Annotated in this window: 11 protein-coding genes; all 11 read right to left on the bottom strand. The window is 69.6% G+C overall.

All coding sequences use genetic code 11. The features are described 5' to 3' along the window. Positions 1 to 74: 74 nt before the first annotated feature. The gene (locus OG801_RS24315; RefSeq protein WP_406031714.1) at positions 75 to 1,436 is read right to left on the bottom strand and encodes a M16 family metallopeptidase; all 1,362 of its coding nucleotides are present in this window, start codon (positions 1,434 to 1,436) and stop codon (positions 75 to 77) included. A gap of 5 nt (positions 1,437 to 1,441) precedes the next feature. Then, positions 1,442 to 3,703, bottom strand: a complete 2,262-nt coding sequence (locus OG801_RS24310) for a polyribonucleotide nucleotidyltransferase (protein ID WP_355018002.1) — start codon at positions 3,701 to 3,703, stop codon at positions 1,442 to 1,444. Positions 3,704 to 3,971: 268 nt separating this feature from the next. Continuing rightward, on the bottom strand, positions 3,972 to 5,156 hold the full coding sequence (locus tag OG801_RS24305) for a molybdopterin-dependent oxidoreductase (protein WP_406031713.1): 1,185 nt from the start codon (positions 5,154 to 5,156) through the stop codon (positions 3,972 to 3,974). 23 nt (positions 5,157 to 5,179) lie between these two features. Next, positions 5,180 to 7,267: an MMPL family transporter gene (locus OG801_RS24300; protein ID WP_355018004.1), complete on the bottom strand. Its 2,088-nt coding sequence runs from the start codon at positions 7,265 to 7,267 to the stop codon at positions 5,180 to 5,182. 126 nt (positions 7,268 to 7,393) lie between these two features. Further along, positions 7,394 to 7,669, bottom strand: coding sequence for a 30S ribosomal protein S15 (gene rpsO, locus OG801_RS24295; protein WP_008363208.1), 276 nt, complete (start codon positions 7,667 to 7,669; stop codon positions 7,394 to 7,396). Positions 7,670 to 7,969: 300 nt separating this feature from the next. After that, complete coding sequence (locus OG801_RS24290) at positions 7,970 to 9,145, bottom strand: hypothetical protein (protein ID WP_406031712.1); 1,176 nt, start codon at positions 9,143 to 9,145, stop codon at positions 7,970 to 7,972. After that, positions 9,142 to 9,468: a PadR family transcriptional regulator gene (locus tag OG801_RS24285; protein ID WP_045548854.1), complete on the bottom strand. Its 327-nt coding sequence runs from the start codon at positions 9,466 to 9,468 to the stop codon at positions 9,142 to 9,144. The genes OG801_RS24290 and OG801_RS24285 overlap by 4 nt, the downstream gene beginning before the upstream one ends. A gap of 104 nt (positions 9,469 to 9,572) precedes the next feature. Beyond that, positions 9,573 to 10,451 (bottom strand): hypothetical protein, encoded by an 879-nt coding sequence (locus tag OG801_RS24280; RefSeq protein WP_406031711.1) that lies wholly within the window; start codon positions 10,449 to 10,451, stop codon positions 9,573 to 9,575. Between the two features lie 48 nt (positions 10,452 to 10,499). Then, on the bottom strand, positions 10,500 to 11,447 hold the full coding sequence (locus OG801_RS24275; protein WP_355018007.1) for a bifunctional riboflavin kinase/FAD synthetase: 948 nt from the start codon (positions 11,445 to 11,447) through the stop codon (positions 10,500 to 10,502). Positions 11,448 to 11,555: 108 nt separating this feature from the next. Further along, complete coding sequence (truB, locus tag OG801_RS24270; RefSeq protein ID WP_406031710.1) at positions 11,556 to 12,428, bottom strand: tRNA pseudouridine(55) synthase TruB; 873 nt, start codon at positions 12,426 to 12,428, stop codon at positions 11,556 to 11,558. Next, positions 12,425 to 12,889, bottom strand: coding sequence for a 30S ribosome-binding factor RbfA (gene rbfA / locus OG801_RS24265; protein WP_406031709.1), 465 nt, complete (start codon positions 12,887 to 12,889; stop codon positions 12,425 to 12,427). Before rbfA ends, truB begins: the two co-directional genes overlap by 4 nt. Between the last annotated feature and the right edge of the window lie 34 nt (positions 12,890 to 12,923).

Genomic DNA, 12,923 nt, shown 5'->3' with positions numbered 1-12,923 from the left:
TGACGCCGAATGGTCCATTCGGCGTCAGAAATCGACGTCTCGGGCTCAAAAATCGACGTCTCGGCGGGCTTGGGTCAGGCGGGGCCCACCACGGCCAAGATCTCGGGTCGGGTGAGGATCTCGGCGGCCACCTCACGGCACTCCTCCAGAGTGACCGCGTCGATCCGCGCCAGCACCTCGTCGATCGAGTAGAGCTCGCGGTGGACCAGCTCGGCGCGGCCGATGCGGGACATCCGTGACGCCGAGTCCTCCAGGCCCAGCACGAGGCCGCCACGGAGCTGGCCCTTGCCGAGCTCGAGCTCCTCGGCGGTGATGCCGTCGCGGGCGACGGCGGCCAGCTCGGAGCGTACGACCTCGAGGACCTCGTCGAGCTTGGCCGGCAGGCAGCCGACCTGGACCCCGAAGAGACCCGTCTCGGCGTGGCTGTAGGCGTAGGAGAAGACCGAATAGGCCAGGCCCCGGTGCTCGCGGACCTCCTGGAAGAGCCGTGAGGAGGTGGCGCCGCCGACGGCGGTGTTGACCACCTCGAAGGCGAAGCGGCGGTCGTCGCCGCGCTGCAGACCCTCTCGGGCCAGGATGACGTTGACCTGCTCCAGTGGCCGCTGGGCGCTGATCTCGCCGGGTGCGACCTCGAGCGGCGACCCCTCACGCGGAGGCACCGGCGCGGCCGATCCCCGCAGGAAGCCCGAGCCGGAGAACGCCTTCTCCACCATCGCCACGACCTCGTCGTGGTCGACGTTGCCCGCGACCGAGACGACCATCCTGGGCGCCACGTAGTGGGCCCGGTAGAAGTCGTTGATCTCCTCGCGGGTCAGCGCGGCGATCGAGGCCTCCGTGCCGGCGATGCCCCGCCCGAGCGGTGTCTCGGCACCCCACGCCTGCGCGGAGACGAGGTTGTGGATCACGTCGTCGGGGTCGTCGTCGTGCATCGCGATCTCGTCGAGGATCACGTCACGCTCGGCCTCCACGTCCTCCCCCGTGATCAGCGAAGAGGTCAGCATGTCGCCCACGACGTCGATCGCCAGCGGCAGGTCGACGTCGAGCACCCGCGCGTGGAAGCACGTGTACTCCTTGGCGGTGTAGGCGTTGAACTCCCCACCGACGCGGTCCAACGAGGAGGAGATCTCCAAGGCCGTACGCGACGGGGTGCCCTTGAACAGCAGGTGCTCGAGGAAGTGGGAGCAGCCGTGCTGACGCGCGGTCTCGTCGCGGGACCCGACGCCGATGAAGACGCCGATGGCCGCCGAACGGACCCCGGCCATCTGCTCGGTCACGATCCGCAGGCCCGAGGGATGGACCGTGCGGCGTACGAGCGACGTCACCGCGCCGTTGACCTCGGTCTGCTCGAGCGTGACGGTGGTGCCGGGCTCCTGGTTATAGCCGGAGGACCGGCCGACACCTGCGTGTCGACCGGTCCCCCGGGTGGTGCGTGACACCAAGGTCACTCCTCGTCTGCGGCCTCGGTGGCGGTCTCCGCAGGAGCTTCCTCGGAAGGAGCCTCCTCCTCGAGCACCGGGGCCAGCGAGAGCTTGCCGCGGTCGTCGATCTCGGCGATCTCGACCTGGATCTTCTGGCCGACCTCGACGACGTCCTCCACCGACTCGACCCGCTTGCCGCCGTTGAGGGCGCGCAGCTTGGTGATGTGGAGCAGGCCGTCCTTGCCCGGGAGCAGGGCGACGAACGCGCCGAAGTTGGTCGTCTTCACGACCGTGCCGAGGTAGCGCTCGCCGACCTCGGGCATGGTCGGGTTGGCGATCGCGTTGACCGCCGCACGGGCGGCCTCGGCGGCGTTGCCGTCGGTCGCGCCGATGAGCACCGTGCCATCGTCCTCGATGGAGATCTGGGCGCCGGTGTCGTCCTGGATCTGGTTGATGACCTTGCCCTTGGGCCCGATCAGCTCGCCGATCTTGTCGACGGGGACCTTCACGGTGATGATCCGCGGGGCGGTCGGGGCCATCTCGTCCGGGGTGGAGATCGCCTCGGACATCACCTCGAGGATCGACAGGCGGGCGTCCTTGGCCTGGTTGAGGGCCTGCGCGAGGACCTCGGCCGGGATGCCGTCGAGCTTGGTGTCGAGCTGCAGCGCAGTGACGAACTCCGCGGTGCCGGCGACCTTGAAGTCCATGTCGCCGAAGGCGTCCTCGGCACCGAGGATGTCGGTGATCGCGACGTACTTGGTCTCGCCGTCGATCTCACCCGAGATCAGGCCCATCGCGATGCCGGCGACCGGAGCCTTCAGCGGGACACCGGCCTGCAGCAGCGACATGGTCGAGGCGCAGACCGAGCCCATCGAGGTGGAGCCGTTGGAGCCCATCGCCTCGGAGAGCTGGCGGATCGCGTAGGGGAACTCCTCGCGGCCCGGGAGCACCGGCAGGAGGGCGCGGCGCGCCAGGGCGCCATGGCCGACCTCGCGGCGCTTGGGCGAGCCCACGCGGCCGGTCTCACCGGTGGAGAACGGCGGGAAGACGTACTTGTGCATGTAGCGACGGTGCTTCTCCGGGGAGAGCGTGTCGAGCTGCTGCTCCATCTTGAGCATGTCGAGGGTGGTGACGCCCAGGATCTGGGTCTCGCCGCGCTCGAACAGCGCCGAGCCGTGGACCCGCGGGATCACGCCGACCTCAGCGTGCAACGGACGGATGTCGGCCAGGCCACGACCGTCGATGCGGACCTTGTCGCGCAGGACCTGCTCGCGGATGGCCTTCTTGGTGATGGCCTTGTACGCCGCACCGATCTCGCCCTCGCGACCCTCGAACTGGGCGCCGATCTTCTCGAGCAGGGCGAGCTTGATCCGATCGCCCTCCTCCTCGCGCTCCAGCTTGGTCAGGACGCGCTCGCGCGAGCCCTTGACGCTGTAGAGGTCGGTGACATCGGCGCCGACGGTGGCCTCGACGGCCTCGTAGACGTCGTCCTGGAAGTCCAGGAAGACCGGGTAGTCCTGCACCGGCTTGGCCGCCTGCTTGGCCAGCTCGGCCTGAGCCTCGACGAGCTGCTTGATGAACGGCTTGGCGGCGTCGATACCACCGGCCACGATGGCCTCGTTCGGGGCCTGGGTGCCGGACTGGACGAGCTCCCAGGCGACCTCGGTGGCCTCAGCCTCCACCATCATGATGGCGACGTCACCGGTGTCGGTGACACGGCCGGCGACGACCATGTCGAAGACGGCGTTCTCGAGCTGGCTGTGCGACGGGAAGGCGACCCACTGGCCCTCGATCAGGGCGACGCGAACGCCGCCGACCGGGCCGGAGAACGGCAGGCCGGAGAGCTGGGTGGACATGGACGCGGCGTTGATCGCGAGCACGTCGTAGGGCTGGTCGGGGTCGAGCGCCATGACGGTGATGACGACCTGGACCTCGTTGCGCAGACCCTTCTTGAAGGTCGGGCGCAGCGGGCGGTCGATCAGGCGGCAGGTGAGGATCGCGTCCTCGCCCGGGCGACCCTCGGAGCGGAAGAACGAGCCGGGGATCTTGCCCGCGGCGTACATCCGCTCCTCGACGTCGATCGTCAGCGGGAAGAAGTCGAAGTGCTCCTTCGGGGTCTTGCCTGCGGTGGTCGCCGAGAGCAGCATCGTCTCGTCATCGAGGTAGGCGGTCACGGAACCCGCGGCCTGCCGGGCGAGCAGCCCGGTCTCGAACTTGACGGTGCGGGTGCCGAACTTGCCGTTGTCGATGGTCGTCTCGACGGCAGTGATGACTGGTTCAGTCAAGGATTCGTCCTTGTCTAGGTCTCGGAGCGCCCCCGCGCCGGGCATGTGCACTCGTTGTGCACGGGGCCGGTCTTCGATCGAGACCCTCAGGTCGGCAGAACAGACCTGGGAATCACTACCGAGGACCGAGCCGGACGGGCGGGCCGCTCCTGGTGATGTGTTTCGTTTTCCGAGTGCCCGCGCCGCTGGCGCTAGCACTCATCGCTCAGCCTATCCGTCCCCTGCCCGAAATGCGGAACGGAGGCACGCGCGTGCCTCCGGCGGGGCATCACACGACGGTGACGGGGTGACGTACGACGGCGTCGAAGAGGTAGCCGCCGGGATTGTGGGAGGCGACGTCGGGCTGGCTGCGGCCGGCCCGGTCGGTGGCCCGGACGAGGATCTCGTACGCCCCCGGCTCGGGGTTGCGCCAGGTGTGGTCCCACTGCGCCCAGCCGAGGCCGTGGCCGCCGGTCGGGCGGCCCGGCGCGTGCGGAACCGCCCGCGCCCAGGTCTCTCCCCCGTCGGTGCTGATCTCGACACGCGCGATCGGCGCGGCACCGGACCAGGAGCGGCCGCTCAGCACGATCCGGTCACCGGCCGGGATCTCGGCGTTCCACTCGAGCTCGAGGGCGGAGCGGACCGGGTTGACGGTGAGCGGGCCGTCGACGTTGTACCACTTCGTGTCCCACGGCGAGGTCAGCACGCTCGTGGACACCTCCAGCGAGCCGAGCCACTTGATGCTCGCGATGCCGATCCAGCCGGGCAGCAGCAGCCGTAGCGGGAAGCCGTGGTCGGGCAGCAGGTCCTCACCGTTGGCGCCCCAGACGAGCAGGGCGTCGTCGAAGGCCTTCTCGATCGGGAACGGGCGCCGCACCCGGCCGTAGTCGACCCCCTTGTCCACATAGCTGGCGTCGAGCCCGCTCGCCTGCACCGAGACCGCGTCCTGACGGATGCCGGTGGCGGTCAGGACGTCCGCCAGGCGTACGCCCTTCCAGCGGACCGCACCCACCGCGCCCAGCGTCCACTTGGTGCCGCTGACCTCCTGGCCCTGCTGGGTGAGGAAGAAGCTGCGGCCGTTGCCGGTGCACTCGTGCACCGAGGTCGTCTCGACGTGCCGGAAGGCCTTCAGGTCGTCGAGGGTGAGCCGGACGCCGGCAGGGTCGCGCAGCCCGTCGCCGAAGATCTCCAGCTCGTACGTCTCGGGGTCGATCTGCGGGGTCGCGGTGTGGTTGCGCACGAAGAGGTCGGCCTGCGGGGTCAGGTAGCGGCGCGGGTCGACCGAGTCCCAGCGGGTCTCGGCGTTGGTGCCGTAGTCGATGAACCGCTCGACGGGCAGCGGCTTGAGGATCGCGGGAGCACCCGCGGCGGCGCCGGCCGTCACCGAGTCAGTGACCTGGGTGGTGCCCACCGCTGCCGCCCCGAGCGCCGCGGTGGTGAGGAAGGTGCGTCGGTTCAGACCTGGGGACGTCATGCCGGGATATTAACATGACCAACTTACTCTTGTTTAGGTTTCGCCAGCCGACTCGGCCACCAGATCCGGTCGCCGGCATCGAGGTTGATGGCGGTGACCAGGATCGACCGGACGATCATCGTGTCGAGCATGACCCCCAGCGCGACGGTCACCCCGATCTCGGCCAGGAAGACCATCGGCAGCGAGCCGAGCACCAGGAACGTCGCGGCGAGCACGACGCCCGCCGAGGTGATCACGCCACCGGTCGAGGTCAGGCCGACGAGCGACCCCGCCCGGGTGCCGAGGACCTCCGCCTCCTCACGCACCCTGGTCATCAGGAAGATGTTGTAGTCGATGCCCAGCGCGACCAGGAACACGAAGGCGAACAGCGGGAACCCCGGGTCCGTGCCTGCGAAGCCGAAGACGAACTCGAAGAGCAGCACCGAGATGCCGAGTGCCGCCCCGAACGACAGGATCACCGTGCCGAGCAGGATCAACGGGGCGAGCAGCGCCCGCAGGAGCACCATCAACACCAGCAGCACGACCAGCAGGACGATCGGGATGATCACCAGGTTGTCGCGCTGACTGGCGTCGAGGGTGTCGAGCATCATCGCCGAGGTTCCGGTGACCAGCGCGCCCGAGCCGTCCGCCTCCTGCACCGCCGAGCGTGCGGCGGCCACGATGTCGTACGCCTCGGGCGAGGTCACGTCCGCATCGACCACCGCCGCGATCGCGACGACGCCGTCCTGCGGCGGGCCGAGCGGGAAGCTCACCATCTCCCCCGCCGGGGTCTCGGTGGGCACCAGCCCGTCGACGCCGTCGAGCGCCTGCTGCACCTGCGCTTGCGCCGCCGCGTCGGCGACCACGAGCAGCTGGTTGGACTGGTCGGCCATCTCGTGATCGACCAGCACCTGCTGGCCGGTGATCGAGTCGAACTCCTTGGTGTAGGTCTCGTCCGATGCCAGTCCGTTGGCGTCGAGCCGGAACAGGCCGAGGCAGGCGAGGAGCAGGAGGCCGGTCGTCACCACCCAGACCCTGCGCGGCCGGACCGAGACCATCCGGCCGACTCTCGCCCACAGTCCGGTATCGGTCGGGTCCTCCGACCCGAACGCCGGACGCTTCGGCCAGAAGACCCAGCGGCCGCAGATGACCAGCAGGGCAGGCAGCAGGGTGACCATCGCCAGATAGGTCACCCCGATCCCGACGGCTACGACCGGCCCCATCCCGGAGGTCGAGTTCATCTCCGCGAAGGTCAGACAGAGCATGGCCAGGGCGACCGTCACGGCGCTGGCGAGGATCGCCGGGGCGGCACGATGCAGGGCATGCGCCATCGCGTCGTGACGGTCCTCGAAGTTGCGCAGCTCCTCGCGGTAGCGGGAGACCAGCAGCAGGGCGTAGTCGGTGCCGGCACCGATCGCCAGGATGCTCAAGATGGCCTGGCTCTGGCCGTTGACGGTCAGCCCTGCCTCCTTCGCCAGGAAGTAGACCAGGCCCATCGTCACGCCCAGGCCGACCACCACCGAGACGATCGGGAAGAGCCAGAGCACCGGGCTGCGATAGACGAACAGCAAGATGACCACGACCACCGCGAGCGCGGCCAGCAGCAGGGTCGTGTCGATGCCGCCGAACGCCTCCGCCGCGTCGGCCGCGGAGCCCCCCTGGCCGGTGACGTGCAGTCGTACGCCGTCGTGGTCGGCGATCCCGCGGACCTCGTCGACGAGGTCGGGCATCTTGTTCCAGCCGTCGGAGCCGAGGTCGAAGGTCACGGTGAGCTGGGCGACCTCGCCGTCCTCGGACAACCGCGGCGGCTCGATCTCGCCCTCGACCCCGTCGAGACCGCCGAGCTCGGCGATGTCACCCGAGGCGACCGCAGCGAGGTCGGCTCCGGTGGTGGTGGTCGAGGTGTAGACGAGCGTGGTGGGGATCGCGTTGGGGTTCTGGAAGGGGCTCATCTTGTCGAACCCGCGGGTCGACTCCGCCGACTCCGGCAGCCAGGAGCTGGCCTCGTTGTTCTGCACCTCGGTCAGCTTCCCTGCGAACCCGCCGAGGGCCACCACGGCGAGCAGCCAGAAAACGACCACGACGTACTTGGTCTTCGGCCCGGTCAGTTTGCCCGCAATCTGTCGATGCACGGGCTCCACACTGCGCCTGATTCACCCGAGAACGGTCAGGAATGCCCACTCGGGCCCAACCTTCCCTAAAACAGGCGAACGGGCCGCCCCCGTAGGGGCGACCCGCTGCGTACGAAGATCAAGAGATCAACGACGAAGGCCGAGCTTCTCGATGATCGAGCGGTAGCGCTCGATGTCCTTCTTCTGAAGGTAGTTGAGAAGGCGACGGCGCTGGCCGACGAGCAGCAGCAGGCCACGACGGCTGTGGTGGTCGTGCTTGTGCTCCTTGAGGTGGTCGGTCAGGTGGGAGATGCGGTGCGACAGCAGCGCGATCTGCACCTCCGGCGAGCCGGTGTCACCCTCGGTCGTGGCGTACTCGGCGATGATCTTCTTCTTGGTCTCCGCGTCAGTTCCAACTGCCATGCGAAGGCTCCCTTCCGGCCCGTAGGCCTACTCGTTGCGCGGCGCGCCCGGGCCTGTTCACCGGGGCACTCTTGGTCCGCGGCCGATTTCACGGCTTGAGCCGCCGACCCCCATGGGTCGACAACCCGAGAAGATTAACAGCGAGCCGGCGTACGCCCCGAATCGCCGCCGGATCACGCCACGATCACGAGACGCGCCACCAGCCGGCGCAACCTCCACCAGAACTTCATCACTCTCCCCCTCGTCTCTCCCGCCACTGGGTTCGACGCTGTGGAGCCGGGTTCGGTTGCATCGGTCAGCTCATGGTTTCCCAGCGGCGCTCGGCGAGGCGCTGGGCGAGGCGCTGGGCGAGGCGCTGGGCGAGCTCGTCGTGATCCCGGGAAGCGACGCCTTCGGTACGGTCGCCAGCGGCGGCTCCTGGATCGCCGGTGCGTCCTCGCTCCCGTCCGCGAACGCGTTCGGGTCGAGCGCGGTGCCCGGCTGGACGCGGCTGGGCAGCGGGAAGACGTTGTAGAGCTGCGCGGCACCGTTGGACCACGGGTAGAAGATCCGTGGCTGCAGCGGCTCACCGGTCATCTCGTCGGTGCAGACGACCTCGGCCATGTCGAGCTCGTCGCCGGTGACCGGCGGGAGCGGAGCGGCGCTCGTCGAGGTGCAGTCGGGCTGGGTGACGACGTCGATCGGCTTCCCCTCCTGGTCGAAGAGCTGGACGCCGGTCAGCGGCTTGCCCGAGGCGTCGTACGGGTAGATGTTGCTGACCCACTTCCCGTTGGAGTAGATCCCGGCCTGCTCGTCCATCGGCGCGGCGTACCCGCCGCCGGCGCCGGCCTCGTTGAAGCCGTCGCTCCAGCCACGGTCGTAGTCGGTGCTGCCGCCGCCCCCGCTCGCCCAGGTCATGAAGAGCACGAACGCGGCGAACGTGTTCAGGCCCAGGAGCACGACCCGTGCGGCGGTCCCACGCTCACCACCGGGCCAGACGCGTCCGGCGCCGATGAACATGCTGACCGCCACCGCGACGATGAGCAGCAGCACGGCCGGGGCGCTCGACATGCTCCACCCGAACATCGCCGAGACCAGCCAGGCCGCGGCCCAGGCACGCACGATCCACCACAGCGGCCGCAGCCAGGCGACCACGGGCCCCAGGTCCGTACGCAGCAGCTCACCGCCCTTGGCGACCGCCGCGTCGAAGCGGTCGTGGCCTGCGTCCAGGAGCCCGTCGACCCGCTCCGCGAACCCGCGAGGCGCCTTCACGCCCACGGGGATGCCCGCGGCGGCCCGCAGCTCCTTTGCGTACTCGACCGGGTCGCCGAGCGCGTCGGGACCGCGCTCCTCGACCAGCTCGGTGAAGTCGGCCTCGAGCCCGTCGGTGATGTCGCTGAGCACCTCCGGGTCGAGGTCGTCGAGCTCGCGGCGTACGCGAGCCAGGAAGAGCCGCACCTCCGGCGCGACGTTCGGCTCGGCATCTGTGGTCGTCATGCGCTTGCCCCTCGGAGGATCTCGGTGACGGTGGTGGAGAAGTGGGACCAGTCCTCGCTCTGCTGCTTGAGCTGGCCTTGGCCGGCAGGTGTGATGCCGTAGTACTTGCGGTGCGGACCGGACTCCGACGGGACGACGTAGGAGGTCAGGGCGCCGGCGGCGTACAGCCGCCGCAGGGTGCCGTAGACCGAAGCGTCGCCGACGTCCGTGAGCCCGCTGTCGCGGAGCTTGCGGACGATGTCATAGCCGTACGCGTCCTCGCCGTCGACGACGGCCAGGACGGTCAGGTCGAGCACCCCTTTGAGCAGCTGGGTGGTATCCATGCTTGGCACACTACTACGCAGTGCGCACTACTTGCCAGAGCATTGCACCGCGCGCCGCCGAGGAGCTCAGCGACGTCGAGCAGCCGGCCGAGGATTCGGGTCGACTAGGACCGGCCGCGCACGTCGCGGACGAAGTCCTTCCAGGCGGCCGTGTCGCCGGCCGGACCAGTGGCCCGGGTGGGGCCGGTGAAGGTGCGCACCTGAACGGGCTGAACGGGCCGCCCCGACGGCGAGGCCGGCGCGAGGCGGGTCTGGGCGGTCGGCACCGCGACGCTGGCGCGCAGCTGCTGGCCGTAGCCACCCGGCGCTCCCCCAGGTCCGCCGGGACCGCCAGGACCCGCGGGACCACCAGGGCCGCCGGATCCGCCGGAGATGAGCGAGGACATCGGCGTGTACTCCTCCACCTCATCGCTCTTGCCCGGCACCGCGAGCCAGATCAGCGCGATCAGGAACCCGGTCGCCCACCCGTAGGTCAGTCCGTACGCAGCACCCGACTCGAGCGCTTCGCCGAGCGTGGCCACGAACGACGCCGAGCTGCCGGCGAGGTAGGAGTAGAGGCTCCCGGCGACCTGTCCGGCGGCGGTGGCGACGATCGCGGCGAACCAGCAGCCGAGGAACACCGGCCAGAACGCCCGCGGCCAGATGCCGATGGTGCCGAGCCAGGTCAGCAGCCAGGTGAGCACGAAGACGGTGCCGGTGAGGACGGCGGAGTTCACCAGCTCGTCGCCGGAGAAGAGGCCGCTGAAGGAGCCGTCGCCGAAGTAGGTGAGCCGGTCGCCGAGCAGCGCGGCCACCCAGCCGGCCGAGTCGGTGCCGTTCTCCTCCATCCAGGTCGAGAACGGCGCGGAGCCGGAGAGGAACTGCAGGACCCAGAGGCCACCGGTGACCAGGACCGCGTTGAGGAAGGCCGGGATGCCGCCGCGGGGGCGCTCGGCCTCGACCTCGGTCTCGTAGGCGGACGTTGGGGTGGGGTGGGGATCCATAGCCAACAATTCAACCGCACCTGGACCCTGCTGAACAGGCCGCGGGGTCTACGGCTCGGTAAGACCCTGCTGAAGGATGGGTCGCGCCCGCACCACGTCGGCGCGCATCTGCTCGACGAGCGCGTCGATCCCCTCGAAGGCGACCATGCCGCGCAGCCGTTCCACGAAGGCGACCTCGACCTCGACGCCGTAGAGCTCCAGGTCGTCGCGGTCGAGCACATAGGACTCGACCCGGCGCCCGACCACGCCCTCGAACGTGGGGTTCGTGCCGACCGAGATGGCGGCCGGGAACCGCTCGCCGGTGTCACGCCTCGTCAGCCAGCCCGCGTAGATGCCGTCGGGCGGCACCGCGGTCAGCGAGTCGGTGGGCACGTTGGCCGTCGGGAACCCGAGCTCGCGGCCACGCTGGTCGCCCTTCACGACGACGCCGCGCACCGAGTAGGGACGGCCCAGCGCCTCGGCGGCGCCGGAGACGTCACCGGTCGCCAGACACGTACGGATGTAGGTCGAGGACCACACCTGGGGCCCGCCGTCGAGCGGGATCCCCTCGGCGGAGAAGTCGTGGATCTTGCCGTAGGCGACCAGGTCGGCCACGTCGCCGGCGGCCTTGCAGCCGTAGCGGAAGTTGGCGCCGACCACGCACGCCTCTGCGTGCAGCGCGTCGACGAGCACGCGCTGGGCGAAGTCGTCGGGTGACCAGTTGGCCATCTCCATGTCGAACGGCAGCGCGAGCACCGCATCGGCACCGGCCGCGAGCAGGAGCTCGGCGCGCTCCTCCATCCTGGTGAGCACACCGGGGGCGTGCTCGGGCCGCAGCACCGCCATCGGGTGCGGGTCGAAGGTGACCGCCACCAGGGTGAGCTCCTTGGCGTCCGCCACCTCTCGCCCCCGGCGCAGCACATGCTGGTGCCCGAGATGGACGCCGTCGAAGTTGCCGACCACGACACAGGTGCGGCCGAGGTCGGCGGGCACCTCGCTCAGACTTCTCCAGAACACGTCGCCAGAATATCCACCCTCGCTCCCCTTCCCGGGATCCGGGCCACCTGACAAACCAAGCAGAACGCGTTCCACCGCGCCGAGCCGTCGCCCCTGCGGGCCGAGACGTCAGCCGACGAAGACGGCGGTCGCCTTGGCGGTCTCGGGTCCGACCGGCTCGTAGAGCGCGAGGAACTCGCCGTCGGGGGCGAAGACGGCGGTGAGCCCGTCGACGGTGATCTTCAGCTTCCGGCCGAAGCGGACGTCCTGCGCCTGCTCCTCGGAGAGGTCGTAGGGGGCGAACGCGGCGCGGGCAGCCTCTGCCAAGGGGAGCGCGGCGAACTCGTCGCTGAGCTCGTCGAGCGTCTTGGCGACGTCGAGACCGTAGGGCCCGACCGCGGTGCGGCGCAGCATCGTCAGGTGGCCGCCGACCCCGAGCTCCGCACCGACGTCGCGGGCGATCGCCCGGATGTAGGTGCCCGAGGAGCAGCGGACGGAGATGTCGACGTCGACCACGTCGCCCTCGCTGCGGATCTCGCCGACGGTGAGCTCGTGCACCGTGACCGGCCGGGCCTTCAGCTCGACCTGCTCCCCGTCGCGTACGCGCTGGTAGGCGCGCTTCCCGTCGACCTTGATCGCCGAGACCGCGGTCGGCACCTGGAGGATGTCGCCGACCTGGGTGGCGAAGGTGCTGCGTATGCGCTCCTCGTCGATGCCCGCGGCAGAGCGCGTCTCCACTACCTCGCCCTCGGCGTCATCCGTGGTCGTCGAGACGCCCAGCCGCACCGTCGCCGAGTAGGACTTCTCGGTCAGCATCAGGTGGCCGAGGAGCCGGGTGGCGCGCTCCACCCCCAGAACGAGTACGCCGGTGGCCATCGGATCCAGGGTGCCGGCATGCCCGACCTTGCGGGTGCCGGCCAAGCGCCGTACGCGCGCGACGACGTCGTGGGAGGTGATCCCGGCAGGCTTGTCGACGATGACGAGACCTGACGGGGCAGTCACTCCTCGTCGTCCTCGTCGTCCTCGTCCCAGTCGTCCTCGCGCGGCTTCTTGTAGGGGTCGGCCTCACCTGCGTAGTTCTCCCCACGCGCAGCGGCGACCGCGTCGTCCTGTGCCTTGGCGCGCGCGAGCACGTCGTCGAGGTGGCGGGCGGTCTCCGGCAGCGCGTCGTGGATGAACTCCAGCGTCGGCGCGGTGCGGGTGCCGAGCTGCTTGGCGACCTCGGAGCGGATCAGCCCCTTGGCCGACTCCAGCGCCGCCGCCGTACCAGCGAGTTCGGCCTCCGAGTCCGCTCCCAGCACTGTGTAGAAGATCGTCGCGTTCTGGCTGTCGCCGGTCACCCGCACATCGGTGATGGTGACGAAGCCGATCCGGGGATCCTTGATCCGCCGCTCCAGCATCTGAGCGACAACGACCTTGATCCGGTCAGCGATCCGACGAACCCGTGGGCTACTCATGTTCACACTCTCTCAAATAATCGAAGCAAATCGAGACGTT

This window comes from Nocardioides sp. NBC_00163 (assembly GCF_045206295.1).
Classification (GTDB): Bacteria; Actinomycetota; Actinomycetes; order Propionibacteriales; family Nocardioidaceae; genus Nocardioides.
Note: the sequence above shows the minus strand (reverse complement) of the source record. Positions and strands in the feature narration are given on the sequence as shown.

Excerpts from the sequence above, each read along its gene's own strand:
- OG801_RS24285 (WP_045548854.1), bottom strand. The coding sequence starts at position 9,468 with ATGGATACCACCCAGCTGCTCAAAGGGGTGCTCGACCTGACCGTCCTG.
- OG801_RS24305 (WP_406031713.1), bottom strand. The coding sequence starts at position 5,156 with ATGACGTCCCCAGGTCTGAACCGACGCACCTTCCTCACCACCGCGGCG.
- rpsO (WP_008363208.1), bottom strand. The coding sequence starts at position 7,669 with ATGGCAGTTGGAACTGACGCGGAGACCAAGAAGAAGATCATCGCCGAG.
- OG801_RS24280 (WP_406031711.1), bottom strand. The coding sequence starts at position 10,451 with ATGGATCCCCACCCCACCCCAACGTCCGCCTACGAGACCGAGGTCGAG.
- OG801_RS24290 (WP_406031712.1), bottom strand. The coding sequence starts at position 9,145 with ATGACGACCACAGATGCCGAGCCGAACGTCGCGCCGGAGGTGCGGCTC.